Below are 19,649 nucleotides of genomic sequence, written 5' to 3' on the forward strand. Positions count from 1 at the left end.
TCCGAGGAAGAGAGAACGCCCGGGGGGCGTGCGTCGATGCGGAGCCGCTTGTCGTCCTCATCGGCTGCGCCCCAGGAGGCGCAGCATCAGCGTGGTGATGATGCCGAGAAGGGCGAAGCCGGCGATGAACATCACGGCGAAGAAGAGGATGTTGGTCGACAGCCAGTTTGCCGCGATCAGGCGCCAGTTGGCGATCGAGAAGGGTTGCGTCGGGTTCAGATGCAGGTCGTGCACCGGTACCATCGCCACGTTTCCGGTCGCCTCCTCGAAGGTCGTGATCCGGCCTTCGATGCCATTCCAGCGCGCCTCTTGCACCATGGCGCTCATGCCGGTCTGAAGACTTGCCGGCGTTGGCCCGGTTGCAAGCGTCCATGTGCCGGCGCCCGACGGGCTGCGGCCCTGGGCGATCATGAAACTGACGTCGTCTGCCGGAGAGAAATTCTCTTCCTCGCCGGGCAGGAAGCGTAGCGAGTCCATCGACAGGTCGAGATCGCTCTTCAGCCAGGCTTCGAGACGAGACCCCTGACCGAGCCAGCTGCCACCGGAAACCTTGTGGCGCCATTCCTCGAACAGGGTGCCGCTGTCGCCGTTTGCCGGCCCGCCCGCATGGTGTGTGCCCCAGTTGGCGGGCGCCGCACCGATCTGCATCTGGGTCAGCAAGGGCGGGGGAAGCTGCGACATCGTGCCGACGATCAAGGCGTTGCGATCGCCGAGAGCCGCCGGGGAGGCTACGGTTTCCAGCGCGAGCGGGTTGCCCGCGGCAACGGCGAGGCGCCCGACGAGGGTGGCTGCGGCCGACAGCGTCTCGGGATCGAGGCGGTCGAGATAGAGCGCCGTCGGCTGTTCGGCCCGACGATAGGGCTGGCCCGTCGAGGACGTGGCCGCAAGGCTGGGGCTGCTGTCGATCCGCGCGAAATCCGGCATGTGGAATTCGGTGGTGTCGAAGAGCGCGAAGCGCGGCGTGGTCTGCGCCGGCGTGCCTGTGGCGCAAGCGTCGTCGTCTTCCGTCAGCAGCACGGCTTCGATCGAGATCCGGTTCACGCCGGGCACGAAGTGGCGCAGCGTCACGGTGATCGGGAGATGGCTGAGGATGCCTCCACCGGCCGTGGAGAGTGGCGTGGTGGTGGCGATATTGCCATTGACATAGACGTCGATGCGGCTGCCCGGCAGGACCGACGCGGCATAGCCGGCATCGAGCAGGATCACGGCATCGCCATAGGCGCTGGCGTAGAAGTCCGCGGGAACGCCAAGCATGAACTCCGTACGGAACCGGCGACCCGAGAACTCGCTGGTGGTGATGCCGAGTTGCGAGAGCGGCATGCGCGTCTCGCCGACGAGGATCGGCGCATCCGGCGTGTTCCACGCCTTGGTGGAGAAGGTGGTGCGCGAGGTGCCCGGCGCCGTGTCGAGAGGGCTTGCCAGGGTTTCCACCGCCTGTCGGAGAGCTTCGGCCGTCGGGCCGGTAACGACAAGGGTGCTCAAGCCGGGCATTGCGGCAGGCGCAAACGTTACGGTCGGACCGACCGCGGTGCCTGCCGGCAAAGCCGGGATCAGGCCCTCGATCTCAAGCTGCGTGCCGACCAGCACGGTCAGGGTGCCTGCGACCGGTGCCGTGGGCATGGTCGCGTGGAAGGCAACGGTCTGGTTCGGCATCTGCACGCGCAAGGCCAGAGCCTGTGCGAGACGCAGCAGCATGTTCGACCGGCTCGGGTTCGTCAGTGCCGGCGCAATGATGTCGATCGTCGTCGCACCCGTGGCGTCGAGGCCAACGGCCGGGATATCGTCGATGCTGGAGAAGCCATTGCCGACCGGTGCGTTGAAGGTCAGATATGTCCGGCTCGGGTCGATATTGGTCCAGAGATCATAGGTCGACTGAATGCTGCAATCGGTGCGGTGGCGCTGTTGCGTGGCGAGGCGCACGACGTTCGCGCCGGCCTGCAGCGCGCCGGCCGGAAGCGGCAGCACGAGATCGCTGACCGCATCGGCCGAGGCGACCGGCACCTGGCCGATGACGCTGCCGTTGAGCTCGACAGAGAAGGTGGAGGCCTCCGGTGCGACGACGATGGAGTTCTGGTAGCCGATGGTGATGGCCGTGGCAGCGCTCGCCTGTTCGGGCGTCACATAGATCGTCCATGTCCGCCGGTCGGCCTCGCCGGAGAGGCTGAGCTTGCCGAACGGCAGGATGTAGCGGCGGCTGGCGTCCGTGTCGGAAGCTGTCTGGACACGCGGTTTCGCCTCGGCCTGCGGGGGAGCCGTCGGTGTGGCCGGCGTTGGCCGTGTTGGCTGGGGCGCCGGGCGTGTGGGCGCTCCGGGCGAGACCTGGAAGGGCGCCGGCTGCGTTGCTGGTTGCTGTGGGCGTGCCTCGGGTGCCGCTGCGGGCGGCTGTGCTTGCGCCGGAACTTGCGCCGGCGGCTGGCCCGGGGCGGGCGACGGTGCCGGCTGAGCCGGGGTTGCCGGCCGCTCGCGAGACATGTCGAAGGGAGTGGTCTGAGCGAGGAGCTGCGACGGTGCGAGGAGGGCGAGCGTGCAGGCGATAACGAAGGGCTTCATGGTCTCGCTGCCTCCTTCTTGACGGGGGCCGCTGCTTCCTTCGCGCCACCAAGGCTGCGGAAGAAGTAGAAGAGGCCGCGATTGGTCTGGTAGAGCGCAATGGCGAAGAAGCTGATCGTGCCACGGATAAGGCCGGGATTGCGCCGCCGGCCCATCTGGAACTCCGTCCACTGTGCAGAATTCGCAAAGATGATATCGGCAAGCAGCCGCCGTTCCTGCGGTTCGCGCGGCGCGAACGTGCAGCCGACGAGCACGAAGCCGTCGCCCCGGCCACTACGCACGATCTTGACCGGCATGGAGGACGGCGCGCCCGGGCTGAACGTCTCGACGCGGATCTCCTCCATAGCCCCCACCGTCAGCGGCTGCATGGAGCGATCGTAGACGTGGACGAGAAGACCGTTGACCGAGACGTTTTCGATGACGCCCGGGAACCACTGGTCGCCCACGCGGAATTCGCACCGCCGTTTGACGTTGACCCGCCGGGACGACGACTTTTCGCGCCGTTCCGACACCACGCCCAGCGCGCAGCCGGCGAAGAGGAGGTTCAACAGGTTCCAGCCGGCGACGACCAGCGTCACGTCGGATTTGTAGGGCTCGGCATAGATCTTGTAGAACGACATGACGGTGGCGATGAGCAGCACGCCGAAGATGACGAAGAACGGCCGGCTAATCTCCGAAAGACGGTTGTCGCTGATCGACTCGTCCTTTGCCGTCACCTTGAACGTGGGCTTCGACGGGTTGAAGATGACCGAAATGACGGCGGGCAGCAGGTGCACCGTCTGCACATATTCATAAAGTTCTGAGATCCAAGGCCAGCGGAAGCGGCCGTAGAGATAGTTCTGCATGAGCAGGTTCACGAGCATGTAGGTGGTCGTATAGGCCAGGAACTCGCCGCCGGAGCCGACGAAGATCTCCAGATCGAAGAAGATGTAGAACAGTGGCGCAAACAGGAAGACCGTGCGGGGGAACGGGAACAGCCAGAAGAGCGTCGAGGACATGTAGCAAAGACGTTGCGGCATGCTCAGACCGCGCTTGAACAGCGGCATGCGGAACATGAGGATCTGCATCATGCCCTGCGCCCAGCGGCTGCGCTGGCCGATGAAGCTTGCGAAGGTGGCGGGCTGGAGCCCGGCGATCAGCGGCTTGTCCACATAGACGCTGTTCCAGCCGCGGGCGTGGAGCGCAAGCGCCGTTTCGCAGTCCTCGGTGATGCTGATGCCGCTGAAGCCGTTGGTGTCTTCGAGCGCGCGCCGGTTGAGCACCGCTGCCGAACCGCAGAAGAACGCGGCGTTCCACTTGTCGAGACCGCGCTGGATGATGCCATAGAACATCTCGTTCTCGCTCGGCATCTTGTTGAAGGTTTTCAGGTTGCGCTCGATCGGGTCGGGATTGAGGAAGAAGTGCGGCGTTTGCACGAGGAAGAGGCGCGGATCCTCCTCGAAATACCCCACAGTCTCGCGCAGGAAGTCGCGCGCCGGCGCATGGTCGGCGTCGAAGACGGTGATGAGGTCGCCTTGGGACTGGCGCATGCCATTGTTCAGATTGCCGGCCTTGGCATGTTCGTTGCGGTCGCGCGTGAGATAATTGGCATCGAGGTTGCGGCAGAGTTCCTTCAGCTCCTCGTGGCGGCGCTGGGCGGCTTGCGCGTCCGGAATGCTGGCCGCGTTCCGCTTCTGCAGGGTGCCGCCATCGTCCAGAAGCCAGACGGTCAGCTTTTCCGGCGGGTAGTCCATGTTCTTGGCGGCGGCGAGCGTGTTGGCCAGCATATCCGCGTCTTCGTTGTAGGTCGGAATGAAGACGTCGACGGATGGCGCATAATCCGCCGAGCCCGGGCGGGGCCGGTTCGGGGGAAGCGGCATGGAGACGATGAAGAGGCTGAGCGCCAGCATCGCGACGCTGTACATTTCAGCGAGATACAGCAGGAAGCCGGGAATGAAGTTTTCGAGCTGGTTGACCGGCGGCAGCGTGCTGGTGGTGCGCCAGTAGACATAGCGCAGAACGATGGCCGTGCCGAAGCCGAGCCCGATCAGGCGCCAGTTGCCTTCCGCCTTCAGCACCTTCAGCACGGCAAGCAGCGCCATGCAGAGGAAGGCGGCAACCAGATGCGTCTGGAGGCTGACCGGCAGCGTCGTGATCGCCACGATGACGATCGACATGCAGATCCATGCAATGACGATGAGCGCCTTGACCATGATCCTAGTTTCCTTGTCCCGAATGCAGCTGGATATGGCTCATGGTTTACATGTCTCCCGCACAGGAGCTGGTGGGGGAGATCGTGCAGGGAACGGCCGGAATGATGGGTCGGGCCGGCAACGGGGAAGCGCTCGATACGCGGGTCAGGCCCTGCTGCTGCAACTGGCTCGTCGGTCTCGGTGCCTGCGGGGTTTGTGATCCGGGTGCAGGCGCCGTCGCGGGTGTCGTGGTCGGACCCGGCAGGCGCGAGGGGCCCGGCAGCGTCTGTGGTTCGATATCAGCCCCGGTGGGCTGGCCCGTCCTTGCCAGAGGCGAGCGCGTGACCATGTTCGGCGCGGGGATGGCGACGGCGGGAACGATCGGCCTGACGGTCTCGACGCGCGGGGCCGCAGGTCGCGTGTTCTGGCTCTCGAGGCTCCGAATGGCCGGGCGGACCGGAGCGACAGGTGCGGGTGTCGGGGGCTGAAGCCGGGCGCCGGCGCCTGCAGCATAGATCGGCCGGCCAAGCTGCCCGACCGTGGGGTCGAGAGGCGGAACGTTGCCATAGGGATTCCAACCGACGCTGTCGAAGGCGCCTGTCAGCGTATAATGGTACATCATCGACAGCAGTTCGTCGCGAGACGCACCGGTCTGGCAGAAGCGGACGCGGGTCTGGATTCTGCCGAGATAGTGGAACGTGCGCACGTAATTATCAGGTGCCTTGATTTGCTGCCAACCGTAGAGGCATGCATCGCCGGAACCTGGATTGGTCCCGTAAGCATAGGCGAAAGCGCCGTAATTGTTCTGAACGAAGCTCGGGGAAATGCTCATGCGGATGGTCGGGAACTCCGACCGCATCTCGCCCACAGCCTGGGCCGTTGTCATCAGCCCGGTCGACAGGCGCGACGCGCCGGCGAACGGCGTGGACGCGGGGCCGAAATAGCGCACCTGAATGTAATTCTGGCCGCGACTACGGGCATCGGTGCTCAGGATGATGTCCTGCTGGACGGCGTTGGAGAAGTTGCGCTCGATCACGCTGACGATCGCCGGGCCGCCGGGCGGCGGAAAAGCCAGCGCCTTTTCGGCCGCGACTTCGGTCGGCGCCGAGGTCAGTTTCAGGCCGCCCGTCTGCGTGCAACCGGAAAGTGCCGAGGCGCCCAAGGCCAGAAACGCGCCCTGCATGGCGGTTCTTCCTGCAATTGCGAGAGCTGTATGAAACATGGGCGGCGTGCATCCAGTGATGGAATCAGGGTTCTTCCACCTCATTTCTCGCTCGCATGGTTAACGTACAGTTAATCTTCGCTAACACTTTCCTATTTGTGCGCTGCAGTTGACCGTTTTTGGTGTTTCCGTGGCTTGGCCGATACGTTTCGTGCCGACTGAAGTTTCCAAAAGCACCGCGGAAGCATCCTCCGTCGCGAATCACTGTCGGGATATACGGCAGGATGGCGACGGTTCACCGTGTCTGCTTTATGGATTACGGACACCACCTCGTGAGCCGCTCGGCTTGAGAAATGTCGCCCATGGGCCCATGGGAATGACGATGCGCTACTGCGCGCCTGTGGTCGGCCCGGGATTGTTCGGTGTCGTCGGGCTCTGAGCGGATGGCGTGCCGGCTGTCCCTCCGGCCGGGTCATTCTGCGATGGGCTCATGATCAACCAGCCGATCGCGATCACAGTGACAACAAGGATGGCGATGCTCAGGGCTGTTCGGTTCAACGCCATGTTATCTCTGCCTCTTTTAGCTCTTGCCGGGTGCCAGCATGCTCGCCTTCGGATCGACCCGGCCCGACGCATCCTCGACACGCGTTGAAGCGGCGTAGACGAACAGGATGCAGACGACCGACACGACGACGACCACGATGACGGATTGGTTTCCAGTGCGAACTCTCATACCGCGTAAAGACGTCCGCGAGTCGTAAGTTCCCCTCGACGTCAGCGTTTGGCTAAGAGAGGGTCCTTCGTGCGTTAAGCATGTTGCGTATTTATCGCAGAACCGACGGCATCAGAGGCCAGTCGGGTGTATCGCTAGTCGATTTCCGCATGCTTATCGTGTAAGAGGCAATCAACCCACAGCAGTGATAGCGTGCCGCCCATGGCCATGACGTTCCTTACGAACAACACGAAGACCAGTGTCAGCTTCACCGAAGCCGACACCACGCTGGTGCTCGTCAAAGACGTGACCATTTCGGTTACCGAAAGCGGCATCGTTGCGTCCGGTCTCGCAAAGGAGCGCGCCGTCGTGGTTGATGGGACGATCTCGGCCGGTGTGTCCGGCGTGACGTTCGGCGCGGCCAATGCGGGAGAGCTCAAGGGGTCCGTCGTCGTCTCGGAGACCGGATCGATCGTCGCGGGGGCCTTCGGCATATCGGCGACGGCTGTCGGCATGGATATCGTCAATCGCGGTGGTATTTCCGGCAAGCAGGCCGGCGTCAACGTGATCGGCAGCAAAGCGAATGTCGCCAACGAGGGCACGATTTCGTCGGCGGCCGGCAGCGCTGTCTCTGTGGCGGGTGCCGCGGCCATGGTCGTCAACAACGGCCGGATGGCCGGACAGACGGATGCCGTGAAGCTTTCCGGCGACCGCGTGGCCATGACGAACAACAAGGACATCTCGTCTGCCACTGCCGCCGGCATTGTGATTGACGGAATGGCCTCGACCGTGACCAACAATGGATCGATCGGCGCGCGCGGCAATGGCATCGTGGCAAGCGGTGTCTCAGAGATCATCACCAATAACGGCACGGTCGGCAGCGGCGCCAGCGCTATCGTCGCAAAGGGCAAGAATGCCGTCGTCACGAACTCCGGGGCTCTGCAGGCAAGCGTCGATGGTGTCGCGCTTTCCGGCGCGAACGGCACCGTGACGAACAGCAAGACGATCGCGGTCGGTGGCACGGCTGTCAACGTCACCGCCAGTGGCGTGATCGTCAACAATCTGGGCACGATGAGCGGTGCCATCGGGATCGCCGTCGTCGGTGACGCGGCGCGCGGCGCCAATAGTGGCACGATTTCCGCCTCCAAGGGCAGCGCTGTCGATTTCACCAAGGCGGATCACGCCAGCTTCAACAATAGCGGCGTTCTTTCCGCGGTGTCCGGTCTTGCGTTCAAGGGCGGCGATGGCCAGCAGTCGCTGACGAACGGCGGCACGATCAAGGGCGATGTGCTCCTGGGCGGCGGCAACGACTATTTCGATGGTCGTGGCGGTACCGTCATGGGCAAGGTCGCGGGTGGTGCGGGCCACGACACGTATGTCATCGACAACGCGCGCACTCTGCTGGTCGAAGCCAAGAATGCCGGCAACGATCTCGTCATCTCCAGCGTCAGCTACGCGCTGGCCGACAATTTCGAGTTCCTCACGCTGGGCGGGACGGCGGCGGTGAACGCGACCGGCAATGCGCTGGCGAACCAGATCCACGGCAATGGTGCCGACAACCGGATCGACGGCAAGGCCGGCAACGATATGATCTGGGGCCATGGCGGCGCGGATACGCTGACGGGCGGTGCCGGCATCGACCAGTTCGTGTTCGCCACCGGCGACGGCCGCGACGTCATCACGGATTTTGTCGCCAGCGGCAAAGCCCACGATATTCTCGACCTGACCGGCGTGAAGGCGATCACCAGCTTCAAGGACCTGATGGCGAACCATGCCCGGCAGGTCGGCAACGATGTGATGATCGATGCCACAGGCGGCGACAGCATCCTGCTCAAGGGCGTGAAGCTCGCTCATCTCGACAAGGGCGATTTCTTCTTCTGATCTCCTGTCGCGCTGCCGGCTCAGGCCGCCGCGCGCTGGAGCATGCCGAAGAGATCGCGTGGATCGTCGGGATCTGCGATGATGTCGATCTGCTGGAAGAAATCGGTACCCGCCAGCGCCGCGCGGACATAGCGGAGCGCAGAGAAATCCTCCACCGCAAAGCCGACGCTGTCGAACAGCGTGATCTGCCGCGCATCGCGCCGGCCGGGCGCTTCGCCGCGCACGACCTTCCAAAGCTCCGTCACCGGGTAATCCGGCGCCATCTGCTGAATCTCGCCCTCGATACGAGTCTGCGGCGGATATTCGACGAAGGTATCGGCGCGCAGCAGGATATCCCGGTGCAGCTCGGTCTTTCCCGGACAATCGCCGCCGATCGCGTTGATGTGGACCCCGCTGCCGATCATGTTGTCGGTCAGGATCGTCGCATATTGCTTGTCCGCCGTGCAGGTGGTGATGATGCCAGCGCCTTCGATCGCCTGTTCGGCGCTCTCACAGGCGTGCAGCACGATGCCCGAGCCTGTCAGATTGCGGACGGTCTTCTCGGTCGCGCGGCTGTCGATATCGTAGAGCCGGATCTCCGTGATGCCGAGGACGGCCTTCATCGCCAGCGCCTGAAACTCGGCCTGCGCGCCGTTGCCGATCATGGCCATCACCCGCGTGCCCTCCGGGGCGAGATGCCGTGCGGCCATGGCGGAGGTCGCAGCGGTGCGCAGTGCCGTCAGCAGCGTCATTTCCGTCAGCAGGACGGGATAGCCCGTCGCGACATCGGCCAAGAGCCCGAAGGCGGTCACCGTCTGGAGGCCCGCGGCCATATTCTTCGGGTGTCCGTTCACATATTTGAAGCCGTAGATCTCGCCATCGGAGGTCGGCATCAGCTCGATCACGCCGTCCCGTGAATGCGAGGCGATCCGGGAGGTTTTATCGAAGACCTCCCAGCGTCGGAAGTCGTCCTCGATCGTGTCCGTCAGTTCAAAAAGGACGCGCTCGATGCCCAGATGATGCACGAGGCGCATCATGTTCTCGACGCTGACGAAGGGGATCAGGGCCTTTTCAGATGGCAGGGCGGACATGGGGCGTTTCCTCGTTGCAGAGGACGATGGTAGCAACCGCAAATGCTCACGGAAACGGCAGATGATTGTCATATCTCCCGCCGAACCGAGCAGATTGCCAGCCAGATTGCGCAAACTGCTCGCTCACCGCGAGAGGAGATATTGCCGCGGCGGGCTGCCCATCATTCGGCGGAACATGGTGGTGAAGGCGGCGATGTTCTCGTAGCCCGCATCGAGCGCGACGCTGGTGATCGAGTGCCCGGCGGCAAGCCGCGGCAGCGAGGCGAAAAGGCAGGCCTGCTGGCGCCACGTCACGAAGCTGACGCCGGTCTGGGTGCGGAAGAAGCGCGTGAAACTGCGGCGGCTCATGGCAAGCGTTGCGGCCCAGTCATCGATGCTCGCAACCGCGCGCGGCGCCTCCAGAAAGGCCCGGCAGGCAGCGGCAAGCCGCGGGTCGTTCGGAAAGGGCAGACCGAGCGGGACTTCGGGCAATTGCTGCATCTCGTCCAGCAACAGATCCATGATCAGCTCCCGCCGCCGCGGCTTTGGAAAAGGCGGCGCATCGCGCACCAGTTCGTCCATCAGGTTCGCTGCGAGTGTGGTGACGTTGACCACCTTCGGCCGCTCGACGAATGCCAGCTGCGTATCGACGTAGATCGACAGCATCTCGACCGGGCTCATCGTCTCCGATGCGTGTTCCAGGCCGGCGGGAATGATGAGGCCGTGGCCGGGCGGTATCATCCATCGCCGGTCGCTGGTGCCGACAACGACCACACCGCGGCGCGCGTGCCAGAGCTGCGTCTTTCGATGCGAGTGCATGGGGCTGCGCATGCCGGCCTTGTAGCTCCGGCCGATCGCATAGAGCGGCTCCTGCGCCGCATCGATCCGGTTCAGGCTCTGCCGGTGCTCATCGAGATCGACACCGATGGTCGGAAATTCCGTAAAACGCATTTGGCCCACTCACGAAAGAAGTGGACCAGAGCGCAAAGGCAGGCCAGCGTCAAGGCCTGTAGGAGGAGCGAGCGGGCGCATTGCGCGCCGAAACGGGCAGGAGAGGTCCATCATGGCGAGCGTAACCACACCAGGCGGGGTCCGGGCGGACACCATGGCCTTTTCGATTATCGCGGCGGCCAGCTTCTGCCACATGCTCAACGACATCATGCAGTCGCTGCTCACCTCGCTCTACCCTTTGATCAAGGCGAACTATGCGCTGGATTTCGTCCAGATCGGGCTTCTGACCTTCGCATTCCAGGTGACGGCATCGCTGCTGCAGCCGGTGGTCGGGGTGGTGACGGACCGTTGGCCCATGCCGTTCTCGCTGCCGGCGGCGATGCTCGCCACCTGTGCCGGGCTGTTCACGCTGGCGTTCGCGCATAGTTTCGAGGTGCTGGTCATCGGCGCCTGCCTCATCGGCGTCGGTTCCGCCGTCTTCCATCCGGAAGCCTCGCGCGTTGCCCGGCTCGCCTCCGGCGGGCGGCACGGGCTTGCACAGTCCTTCTTTCAGGTCGGCGGCAACGCCGGAACGGCCATCGGGCCGCTGCTGGCGGCGTTCGTCGTCATCCCGCGCGGGCAGCAGACGCTCGGCTGGTTCTCGATCATCGCGATCGTCGGCTTCATCGTGCTGTCCTTCGTCAGCACATGGTATCTGCGCCACCGCCGCGCGACGGCGGGTCGGCCCATGCTCGATCGTGCCCTGCCGCTGCCGCGCAATCAGGTGCTGTGGACGCTGGCCGTGCTGACGGTGCTCACCGCGACGAAGAACGCCTATCTTGCCAGCCTCTCCAGCTACTTCACCTTCTTCGCGATCGAGAAATTCGGTGTCGGCGTGCAGGATGCGCAGGTCATGCTGTTCCTGTTCCTCGGTGCGTCCGCAGCCGGCGTGTTCTTCGGCGGGCCGATTGGCGATCGGTTCGGCGCCCGCGTCGTCATCTGGTTCTCAATCCTCGGCGTCATCCCCTTCGCGCTGATACTGCCCTATGCCGATCTCTTCTGGACCTCGGCGCTGGTCATCATCATCGGCTTCATCTTCTCCTCCGCATTTTCCGCCATCGTGGTCTTCGCGCAGGAACTGGTGCCGGGCAGGGTAGGGCTGATCGCCGGCATGTTCTTCGGCTTTGCCTTCGGGTTCGGCGGTATCGGCGCAGCCGTCCTCGGTCTCTTTGCCGACCGCTACGGCATCGAGTTCGTCTACCGGCTCTGCTCCTATCTGCCGCTGCTCGGCCTGCTCACGGTGCTGCTGCCGAAACTGCCCGGGCGCAAGCGCGCCTGAGGCTGCTGTCCGCGGTTCAGTCGCAGATGGCCTCCGCCTCGATCTCGACCGCGTAATCGCCGATCAGATCGCCCGCCTCCACCATCGTGTTGGCGGGCAGGACAGTGCCGAACACGCGGCCGTGAGCGCGGGAGACCGGCTCCCACTGGCTGGCGTCGCGCAGATAGACCCGCGTCCGCACCACATCCTCCATTGACCCGCCGAGCGCGGTGATCGATGCGGCGATCTTGTCGAGGATGTAGGTGGCCTGCGCGCCCGCATCGCCCGGCGCGACGCAGCGGTCGGCCGCATGCGTGGCTGTCGTGCCGGAGACGTGAATGCGATCGCCCACGCGGACGGCACGGCTGTAGCCGGCAATGGGCTCCCAGATACTGCCGGAGGAAACACGGCTGCGTCCCGGCCGGCCGGGCACAGGCTCGGCGGTGTAGATCGAGGGAATGGCACTCAGATGGTGGCTGAGATCGCCAGATGCGGTCAGGAACGGCGGTTTGCGATACTCATCGCCGCAATCACCGGGGATGGGCTGCGTGGCGGCGAAAGCCGCATCGAGATCCGCATGGTCCTGCGCATCGAGCGCGAAGCCGAAGACCTTCAGATTGTCGCCGCGATGCTCGTTTTCCCCAAGCCGTGCGCCGATGATGGTGCCGGCAACGGCCGGATGTTCCAGAACCCAGCGGCTGGCGACGTTCGACAGCGACACGCCATGCCGCTTGGCGATCTGCGATGCGGCTTCGAGGATGCCCTGGAATGCGGCCCAGCCGCCGGCTGTGTCGATGAAGCGCTTGTACTTCGAGCGGCTCCAGTCGGGGATCGCATCCGGTTCCGGTTTGCCGAGCCATTTCTCGGACAAAAACCCGCCGCACAGCGTGCCGTAGGCGAGCAGCTTGACGCTGCGCTTTGCGCAGAGATCCGACAGCGCACCTGCGGCCCGGCGATCGACCAGCGAAAAGGAAACCTGATTGGTGGCAATCTCGATGCCATCGGACAGCGCCAGCGCCAGATGGCCTGCGTCGAAATTCGTCAAGCCCAGCGCGCTGATCAGGCCTTCTTCCTTGAGCCGCTGCATCTCGTGCAGGGCATCCAGCCAGGCCGGGTGCTCGAACGTCCACCAGTGGAACTGGAGAAGGTCGATGCGCTCGACGCCGAGCCGGGTCAGCCGCTCTTCGATGCCGCGCCGCACGATATCGCGTGTCATGGGGCCAGGCTCCGGGCACCACTTCGTGAAGGCGACGGGTCGTGGTTCGTTCGGATACCGCGACAGGAGACGGCCGGTGATCAGTTCGGCTGAGCCATAGTGATCGGCCATGTCGAATGTGTCGAAGCCGTTACGGGCATAGTCCTGCAAGGCGTCGGCGCCCTTGTCCGGGTCGATCGTCGTGCCGTCCTTCTCGATATCGGCGACCTGCCAGAGGCCGCAGACAAGACGGCTGATCTCCAGCTCCGGGGTGAGGCGAATACGGTCAAGGCGCTCGGTCATCTGGACGTCTCCCGGGTCTGCGCCCGTGTTTTCCGCGGGGGCCGAGCGCGCTGCGCTCGCCCAGAATGCCGCGGGGCCGAAGAAGAAGGATGGCGCACAGGCCGACGCCGATCGCGACGATCTGTAAGGCTGCGGCGCGCGCCTGCTGTTCCGGGGGTACGAAGGCCGACACGGCTGCGGCCGAGAGAGCCCACAGCCCCCAGACGAGGATGGCCCCGAGAATGGCGCCGCGATTGTTGCCCGAGCCGCCGACGATCAGCATGGCCCAGACCTGAAAGGTCAGAACCGGCAGGTAATTGTCGGGCGCGATGAAGCCGATGAAATGACCCTGCGCTGCGCCGGCAAGCCCCATGATGGCGCCGCCGATGGTGAAGGCCTGCAGTCGGAAGCGGATCGGTCGCTTGCCAAGCGCCTGCGCAGCGGTTTCATCTTCGCGGATCGCCCGGAGCACACGGCCCCAGGGGCTTTTCGCCAGATGTTCGAGGGCGAGATAGAGGACGGCCACGAGGCCCGCCATCAAGGCCAGATTGGCAAGCCCGAAGGCAAGCACATTGCCCGCAAGGTGCGAGAAGGGGCGGGGAATGAAGCCGATACCGAAAGCGCCGCCGGTGAGGCCTTGCAGATTGAGCACGCAGAGCTGCACGCAGACGGCCACGCCGAAGGTCGCGATGGCGAGGTAATCGGATCGCAGCCGTATCGTGAGGGCGCCGACGAGCCATGCGGCAAGGCCGGCCGCCGCCGCACCCCCCAGCCAGCCGACGAGGATCGGCATGTCGAAGCCGCCGAACCGGTCCGGTGTGGGTGGGGTCGTCAGGAGCGCGGAGACATAGGCGCCGATCGCGACGAATGCGGCGATGCCGACATTGAAAAGGCCCGTCTGGCCCCATTGCAGGTTCAGCCCGAGGCACATGACGGCATAGGTCAGTGCCATCGTCAGGAAGAAGGCGGCGTAGGCGAGAAGATCGAGGCTCATGCCGGTCTCCCGAAGAGACCGCGCGGCCGGAAGAGGAGCACCGCCACCAGAATAACGAAGGAGACGGCCGCCCGCCATTCGGCACCAACCAGTTGCACCGCTGCGGCTTCCGACAGGCCGACGATGAGGCCGGCGAGCATGGCGCCGGGCACGCTGCCGATGCCGCCCAGGATGGCGGCGGCAAACAGCGGCAGCAGGAGGTCGTGACCCAGATAGGGGCGAATCTGTACGAGCAGCCCGGTCATGATGCCGGCAAGGCAGGCGAGCCCCGCGCCGAGCATCCACACCACCCGAATGACGCGGCGCACATCGACACCCGCGATCCCGGCGAGCGCCGGATTTTCGCTGACCGCCCGCATGGAGCGACCGATATCCGTTCGCGTCATGAGAAGGTGCACGGCAAGCACGGCGAGAAGGGCGATGCCGAGCGAGAGAAGTTGGTCCGGCGTTGCCCGCAGTCCCGCGCCCATGGGCATGGCGATCTGCAGGGCCTTGGTGAAATAAGCAGGCTTCGACGTGAAGAGGAATTCGAGCAGACTGCGGAGCGCAAGCGATGCGCCGAAACTCGCCATGACGAGGATGATGACGGCACTTCCGCGCGCCCGAAGCCGCCCGAAGAGAACGGCATCCACGGCGAGCGCCAGAAGACCGGTCAGAAGAATGGCGATGATTGCGGCGAGCGGTAGCGACCAGCCGAAGGAGAACGGACCGATCGGCCGCATCAACGAGGTCGAAAGCAGGCCGAGCCCGCCGCTGACGGCGAGAGCGAGATAGGCCCCCCAGGAGAGCAGTTCGCCATGGCCGAAGTTGGCAAAGCGCAGAATGGAATAGGTCAGCGTCACGCCGATGGCGCCGAGGCCGATCATCGCGCCCGCGATGAGGCCGTCCATGAGAAATTGCGGGTTCATGGCGCGGCGACCTCCCCTGCGTGGGATGTGCCGAGGTAGAGGCGGGCGAGCAGAGGATCGCCGAACAGGCCGTCCGCGGGACCCTCATGCCGGATACGCCCTTCGACCAGAACGACCGCACGCCGCGCAATCGCCAATGCCGCCTTCACATTCTGTTCCACCAGCACGATGGTGACGCCATCGGCGTTGATATCCTGCAGCATGGCAAAGACCTCCCCGACGATCTTCGGCGACAGGCCGGCGGAGGGCTCGTCGAGAATGAGAACGGAGGGATCGACGATCAGGGCGCGGGCGACGGCAAGCATCTGGCGCTGTCCGCCGGAAAGCGCACCGGCAAGCCGCGAGGGTTGGCGGGCGAGGTCCGGAAAGCGGCGATAGAGGCCGTCAATTCTGCCGGCACGATCCGGCTTCGGCAGGATGGCTGCGGCGAGTTGCAGGTTCTCGTGGATGGAGAGCGTTGCGAAGATGTTCTCGGTCTGCGGAACGAAGGCGAGGCCGCGCGCGATCTTGCGATGGGAGGGAACGCTGGTGATATCCTGTCCGCCCAGCAGCACCGCCCCGGCATGGATCGGTACGACGCCGGCGATCGCCTTCACCAAGGTGGATTTCCCGGCACCGTTCGGACCGAGTAGCACGAGAAAATCGCCCTTGGGAACGATAAGGTCCACGCCACGGACGATCGGCAGGTCCGGCTCGTAGCCGGCGACGAGCGCATGAATATCGAGCGCCGGACCGACCGGCGAAGCGGGGACGAGGCTCATGCCATTGCTCCGAGATAGGCCTCGATCACGGCGGGATCGCGCGCGACCTCGGCCGGCGTGCCCTCGGCAAGCGGCTTGCCCAGCGCCATGGCGACGACCCGTGAGCAGAGACGCGAAACCATGTCCATGTTGTGCTCGATCAGAAGAATGGAGGTGCCCTCGGCGTTCAGCTGCGTCACGCGCTCGATGATGGTCTCCAGCAGCGCCGGATTGACGCCGGCTGCGGGTTCGTCGAGCAAAATGGCGGTCGGATCCGCCATCAGTATGCGTGCCAGCTCCAGCAGCTTGCGTTGCCCGCCGGAGAGAACCCGCGCCGGCTGATGCTCGAGATCCGATAGGGTGACGAAAGCGAGCAGCGCGCGCGCCTTTTCGATTGCTGCCTTTTCCTGTCGACGGACATGGGCAAAGCGCAGGAAATTGGCGAGCAGCTTCTCGCCATCCTGGCGCTGCGCGCCCGCGAGCACATTCTCAAGCACGGTCATTTCGAGGAAAGGCTTGGGGATCTGGAATGTCCGCCCGATGCCGAGCCCGATCCGCTGCTCCGGCCGGTCCTGCGATGCGTCGCGCCCGCCGATCCGGATTTCGCCCGATGTCGGCTTCAGCGTGCCCGCAATGAGGTTGAAGAGCGTCGTCTTGCCCGCTCCGTTCGGTCCGATCAGCCCCACCATCTCGCCGCGCGCCAGCCGCAGCGACATCCCGTCGACCGCTGTCATCCCGTCGAACCGCTTGACGAGATTGCGCGCATCGATAACGGGACTTTCGGTCGTCGGCGTCGTGGAGGCGATCTGGAATGGCAATCGAAGGGTTCCGAGGCTGCAATGAATTCAGTGGCTTACACGAGGCAAACGGTTTCCGAACAGCCAAGAGTGCTTTCAGAATGCCCAGTTATCCCAACATGCTGATAACACTTAAAAAAATTTGCAGCTAGGTCGCCCGGCACAGGTGTGCCGGGACGTGGGCTTTACCCTGTAGGTGTTGCAGACTTTCGACAGTCGGAGCGGCGTTCCAGCAAAGGGCGCCCTCCTTACAAAAACCGTCTAGCCCGCTTACGCGGCGAGCAGCAATTCCGCTTCGCTTCTGTTGAACATACGATCGAGGTTCAGGAAGCAGATCATGCCGCTTGGCTGGACGATGATGCCATCGGAAAAGGCCGATGCGCCGGACGACGTGATGTCTGGAACCGGCTGGAGCAGGTCCGCGGAAACCATAAGGATATCCGAGACCTGGTCCACGAGAAGCCCCATGACCATGCCGTGCACTTCCGTGACGACGATGGCGCTGCGCTCGGTCGGTTCGGCACCGGACATGCCGAGCTTGAGCGCGAGGTTGATCACGGGAATGACCGTGCCGCGAAGGTTCATGACACCGAGGACTTCCGAGGGAGCCTGGGGAATGGGCGTCACGGGCGCCCATCCGCGAATCTCGCGGATGGTGACGGTCCGGACGCAGAACTCCTGGTCGTGGAGCCGGAAGGCTATAATTTCCAGCATTGCCGAGTTCGCCGCATGGTGCATCAGAATTCCCTCCATCCATCGTTGACTGCTGTGTTTCCGGCCGATGCCCCAGCAGCCTTGCGGGGACGCGCAGCCGGCTGTGCGCTGGCGTATCGTGGCGTGTTTGCGACCTTCATGGTTGCCGCCGCGTGACGCAGCGCCGACGATTGTGTGCCGGTGTCACCGAGAGCGAATTGCCCGATGAGGTGGCGAAGATTGTTGCTTTCACTCGCTAGGGTCACGCCAGCGGCACTGGTTTCCTCGACCATGGCGGCGTTCTGCTGCGTCACCTGATCCATCTGGTTGACGGCGATGTTGACTTCGCTGAGTCCGACGGACTGCTCCCGGGCGGACGTGGCGATGGAGTCCATGTGCTGGTTGATCGTGATGATGTAGCCCTCGATCGTCTGCAGAGCCAAGCCGGTTTCGCTGACCAGCTGAACGCCGTTCTGGACTTCGACGGACGAATTGCGAATAAGCTCCTTGATTTCCTTTGCCGCCTTGGCGGAGCGCTGCGCCAGTTCCCGCACTTCCTGGGCGACAACGGCAAAGCCCTTGCCCGCATCGCCGGCGCGCGCCGCCTCGACACCGGCGTTGAGCGCCAGCAGGTTGGTCTGGAAGGCGATCTCGTCGATGACGCCGATGATGTTGGAGACCTCGTTCGAGGACGCTTCGATCTTCCCCATGGCGTCGACAGCCTGGGCGACCACCTTGCCCGATTGGCTGGCGCTGGAATTGGCCTGCACGGCAACGGCGCGTGCTTCGTCGGCCCGCTTGGAGGAATTCGAGACGTTGGCCGTGATCTGGTCGAGGGCGGCTGCTGTTTCTTCGAGCGAAGCGGCCTGTTGTTCCGTGCGCTTGGACAGGTCGTCGGCACCGCGGCTGATCTCCTGCGAGCCGCCATCGATCGAACCGGCAGCCTGCGCCACGGAGCGAAGCGTCTCGCCCAGCTGGCTCACGGCATTGTTGAGGTCGTGGCGCAGGGCCTCGAAATCGGGTGAAAACGGCTCGTTCAGTTGGAAGGTGAGGTCGCCGGCAGCCAAGCGCTTCAGGCCGCTGGCAAGGCCCGAGGTGGCCTCGTTCAGACGCTGCTGTGCGGCTGCTTCGGCTTCGGCCGTCAGGCGAACGCGGTCGGCTTCGGCCTGCCGACGGACGGCTTCGGCGTCCTGCTCCAGCTGGCGGTTGACGATGGCCGCCTGACGGAAAACCTCGACGGCGCCGGACATCTCGCCGACTTCGTCGGCGCGTCCGCTGCCCGGGATCGCGATGTCGGTTCGTCCCGCTGCAAGATGGCGCATGGCATCGTTCATGCCGCGCACGGGGCGAACGAGACCGATATTCAGAACGATCAGGGCAAGAACGGAGATCAGCAGCATGCCGGCACCGCCGGCGATATTGTTGAAGCGGCCGGACGCCGCCGCCGCTTCGGCGGCCTCGGCGCGAACCTCCAGCAGACCGGCTTCGATCTCGACCATTTCTGCGACGGTCGCACGGATGCCATCCATCGCGGCCTTGCCGCTACCGTTGGTCTCGATGGCGCGCGCCTGGTCGCGTGTCGCCGGGTTTGCCATGAAAGCGAGTTCCGGCTTGGAGACTTTCTCGTGCCAGTCTGCGACGAAAGCTTCCAGCGTATCCAGGCGCTTCTGCTGCGCAGGGTTGTCCGACGTCAAGCTTCGAACGTTCTTGAGATCGGCGGCATAGGCAGCAACACCGGCCTTCTGCGGCGCCAGGAATGCCTCGTTGGCCGATACGAGATATCCGCGCATGCCGGTCTCCTGATCGACCATGCTGGCGGTGATGCCGTTCAGCGCGTCGATGACCTTATACGTATGGTCCGTCATCGCCGCTGTCTGCTCAAGCTTGGAGAGGGACGCATAGCTGGAGTAGCTGACCCCCATACCGATGAGGATCAACATGCCGAGAGTGGCGGCGATCTTTGTGAGAATCTGGAGGTTGTTGAAGAAGGACATCATGGGCTCGCTGATTTTATGTCTTGCCGAGGGCGGGTGTGAGACAGACGACTGAGCAACGCACGGGAGAACAACATCAGGCAGGGGGAGGACTGGCTATGGTGCTCGCGCAGAATATCTTAAATGACGAAAATAAGATAAAAATGGGTAAATAATACGATAGAGGAAATGGGGTTCGACTGTTTGCTTTCTTCGAACGGAAGCGCTTGACCCGAAAGAGCGTCCCTTCTGCTGCCTGATGGGCAGGGATTGACCGCCCGGCTTGCGCTGAAG

The 19,649-nt window shown here is 64.2% G+C and carries 15 protein-coding genes; 2 read left to right on the top strand and 13 right to left on the bottom strand.

Annotation, left to right across the window (positions count from 1 at the left end; all coding sequences use genetic code 11):
* Window positions 1-57 precede the first annotated feature (57 nt).
* From C8J33_RS17985 to C8J33_RS27085, 4 genes are all read right to left on the bottom strand, one after another.
* Window positions 58-2,550 (bottom strand): cellulose biosynthesis cyclic di-GMP-binding regulatory protein BcsB, encoded by a 2,493-nt coding sequence (locus tag C8J33_RS17985; protein WP_132664998.1) that lies wholly within the window; start codon window positions 2,548-2,550, stop codon window positions 58-60.
* Entirely contained in the window at window positions 2,547-4,742 is a 2,196-nt protein-coding gene (bcsA, locus tag C8J33_RS17990; protein ID WP_110801518.1) for a UDP-forming cellulose synthase catalytic subunit, read from the bottom strand. The genes C8J33_RS17985 and bcsA overlap by 4 nt, the downstream gene beginning before the upstream one ends.
* Before the next feature lie 46 nt (window positions 4,743-4,788).
* Window positions 4,789-5,904 carry a cellulose biosynthesis protein BcsN gene (bcsN, locus tag C8J33_RS17995; protein ID WP_165910642.1) on the bottom strand — a complete coding sequence of 372 codons (1,116 nt, stop codon included), beginning with the start codon at window positions 5,902-5,904 and terminating at the stop codon, window positions 4,789-4,791.
* Between the two features lie 559 nt (window positions 5,905-6,463).
* The gene (locus C8J33_RS27085) at window positions 6,464-6,616 is read right to left on the bottom strand and encodes a hypothetical protein (protein WP_165910640.1); all 153 of its coding nucleotides are present in this window, start codon (window positions 6,614-6,616) and stop codon (window positions 6,464-6,466) included.
* Between the two features lie 201 nt (window positions 6,617-6,817).
* Between C8J33_RS27085 and C8J33_RS18000 the strand changes: the two genes are divergently transcribed.
* Window positions 6,818-8,476, top strand: coding sequence for a calcium-binding protein (locus C8J33_RS18000; protein WP_132664999.1), 1,659 nt, complete (start codon window positions 6,818-6,820; stop codon window positions 8,474-8,476).
* Window positions 8,477-8,496: 20 nt separating this feature from the next.
* On the opposite strand, the gene C8J33_RS18005 is transcribed toward C8J33_RS18000, so the two are convergent.
* Both C8J33_RS18005 and C8J33_RS18010 read right to left on the bottom strand, forming a co-directional pair.
* Window positions 8,497-9,546, bottom strand: a complete 1,050-nt coding sequence (locus C8J33_RS18005) for an ornithine cyclodeaminase (protein WP_110801521.1) — start codon at window positions 9,544-9,546, stop codon at window positions 8,497-8,499.
* Between the two features lie 123 nt (window positions 9,547-9,669).
* Entirely contained in the window at window positions 9,670-10,476 is an 807-nt protein-coding gene (locus tag C8J33_RS18010; RefSeq protein ID WP_110801522.1) for an AraC family transcriptional regulator, read from the bottom strand.
* Window positions 10,477-10,588: 112 nt separating this feature from the next.
* Between C8J33_RS18010 and C8J33_RS18015 the strand changes: the two genes are divergently transcribed.
* Window positions 10,589-11,794 (top strand): MFS transporter, encoded by a 1,206-nt coding sequence (locus C8J33_RS18015; protein ID WP_110801523.1) that lies wholly within the window; start codon window positions 10,589-10,591, stop codon window positions 11,792-11,794.
* A gap of 16 nt (window positions 11,795-11,810) precedes the next feature.
* On the opposite strand, the gene C8J33_RS18020 is transcribed toward C8J33_RS18015, so the two are convergent.
* From C8J33_RS18020 to C8J33_RS18050, 7 genes are all read right to left on the bottom strand, one after another.
* Window positions 11,811-13,271 (bottom strand): aldo/keto reductase, encoded by a 1,461-nt coding sequence (locus C8J33_RS18020; RefSeq protein ID WP_110801524.1) that lies wholly within the window; start codon window positions 13,269-13,271, stop codon window positions 11,811-11,813.
* Window positions 13,255-14,244, bottom strand: coding sequence for a branched-chain amino acid ABC transporter permease (locus C8J33_RS18025; RefSeq protein ID WP_110801525.1), 990 nt, complete (start codon window positions 14,242-14,244; stop codon window positions 13,255-13,257). Before C8J33_RS18025 ends, C8J33_RS18020 begins: the two co-directional genes overlap by 17 nt.
* Complete coding sequence (locus C8J33_RS18030) at window positions 14,241-15,152, bottom strand: branched-chain amino acid ABC transporter permease (RefSeq protein WP_110801526.1); 912 nt, start codon at window positions 15,150-15,152, stop codon at window positions 14,241-14,243. The genes C8J33_RS18025 and C8J33_RS18030 overlap by 4 nt, the downstream gene beginning before the upstream one ends.
* Complete coding sequence (locus C8J33_RS18035; protein ID WP_110801527.1) at window positions 15,149-15,913, bottom strand: ABC transporter ATP-binding protein; 765 nt, start codon at window positions 15,911-15,913, stop codon at window positions 15,149-15,151. Before C8J33_RS18035 ends, C8J33_RS18030 begins: the two co-directional genes overlap by 4 nt.
* Entirely contained in the window at window positions 15,910-16,710 is an 801-nt protein-coding gene (locus C8J33_RS18040; protein WP_245420131.1) for an ABC transporter ATP-binding protein, read from the bottom strand. Before C8J33_RS18040 ends, C8J33_RS18035 begins: the two co-directional genes overlap by 4 nt.
* Window positions 16,711-16,959: 249 nt before the next feature.
* Window positions 16,960-17,442 (bottom strand): chemotaxis protein CheW, encoded by a 483-nt coding sequence (locus tag C8J33_RS18045; protein WP_110801528.1) that lies wholly within the window; start codon window positions 17,440-17,442, stop codon window positions 16,960-16,962.
* Window positions 17,427-19,376: a methyl-accepting chemotaxis protein gene (locus tag C8J33_RS18050; RefSeq protein WP_110801529.1), complete on the bottom strand. Its 1,950-nt coding sequence runs from the start codon at window positions 19,374-19,376 to the stop codon at window positions 17,427-17,429. The genes C8J33_RS18045 and C8J33_RS18050 overlap by 16 nt, the downstream gene beginning before the upstream one ends.
* Window positions 19,377-19,649 lie beyond the last annotated feature (273 nt).

Source organism: Rhizobium sp. PP-CC-3G-465 (assembly GCF_004343445.1).
GTDB lineage: Bacteria > Pseudomonadota > Alphaproteobacteria > Rhizobiales > Rhizobiaceae > Ferranicluibacter > Ferranicluibacter rubi.

What these genes read in the sequence shown, in the direction of transcription:
- C8J33_RS18010 (WP_110801522.1), bottom strand. Translation starts at nt 10,476, where the DNA reads ATGCGTTTTACGGAATTTCCGACCATCGGTGTCGATCTCGATGAGCAC.
- C8J33_RS18005 (WP_110801521.1), bottom strand. Translation starts at nt 9,546, where the DNA reads ATGTCCGCCCTGCCATCTGAAAAGGCCCTGATCCCCTTCGTCAGCGTC.
- C8J33_RS17985 (WP_132664998.1), bottom strand. Translation starts at nt 2,550, where the DNA reads ATGAAGCCCTTCGTTATCGCCTGCACGCTCGCCCTCCTCGCACCGTCG.
- C8J33_RS18015 (WP_110801523.1), top strand. Translation starts at nt 10,589, where the DNA reads ATGGCGAGCGTAACCACACCAGGCGGGGTCCGGGCGGACACCATGGCC.
- C8J33_RS18000 (WP_132664999.1), top strand. Translation starts at nt 6,818, where the DNA reads ATGGCCATGACGTTCCTTACGAACAACACGAAGACCAGTGTCAGCTTC.
- C8J33_RS18020 (WP_110801524.1), bottom strand. Translation starts at nt 13,271, where the DNA reads ATGACCGAGCGCCTTGACCGTATTCGCCTCACCCCGGAGCTGGAGATC.
- C8J33_RS27085 (WP_165910640.1), bottom strand. Translation starts at nt 6,616, where the DNA reads ATGAGAGTTCGCACTGGAAACCAATCCGTCATCGTGGTCGTCGTCGTG.
- C8J33_RS18030 (WP_110801526.1), bottom strand. Translation starts at nt 15,152, where the DNA reads ATGAACCCGCAATTTCTCATGGACGGCCTCATCGCGGGCGCGATGATC.
- C8J33_RS18035 (WP_110801527.1), bottom strand. Translation starts at nt 15,913, where the DNA reads ATGAGCCTCGTCCCCGCTTCGCCGGTCGGTCCGGCGCTCGATATTCAT.
- C8J33_RS18025 (WP_110801525.1), bottom strand. Translation starts at nt 14,244, where the DNA reads ATGAGCCTCGATCTTCTCGCCTACGCCGCCTTCTTCCTGACGATGGCA.
- C8J33_RS18050 (WP_110801529.1), bottom strand. Translation starts at nt 19,376, where the DNA reads ATGTCCTTCTTCAACAACCTCCAGATTCTCACAAAGATCGCCGCCACT.
- bcsN (WP_165910642.1), bottom strand. Translation starts at nt 5,904, where the DNA reads ATGCAGGGCGCGTTTCTGGCCTTGGGCGCCTCGGCACTTTCCGGTTGC.
- C8J33_RS18045 (WP_110801528.1), bottom strand. Translation starts at nt 17,442, where the DNA reads ATGGAGGGAATTCTGATGCACCATGCGGCGAACTCGGCAATGCTGGAA.
- bcsA (WP_110801518.1), bottom strand. Translation starts at nt 4,742, where the DNA reads ATGGTCAAGGCGCTCATCGTCATTGCATGGATCTGCATGTCGATCGTC.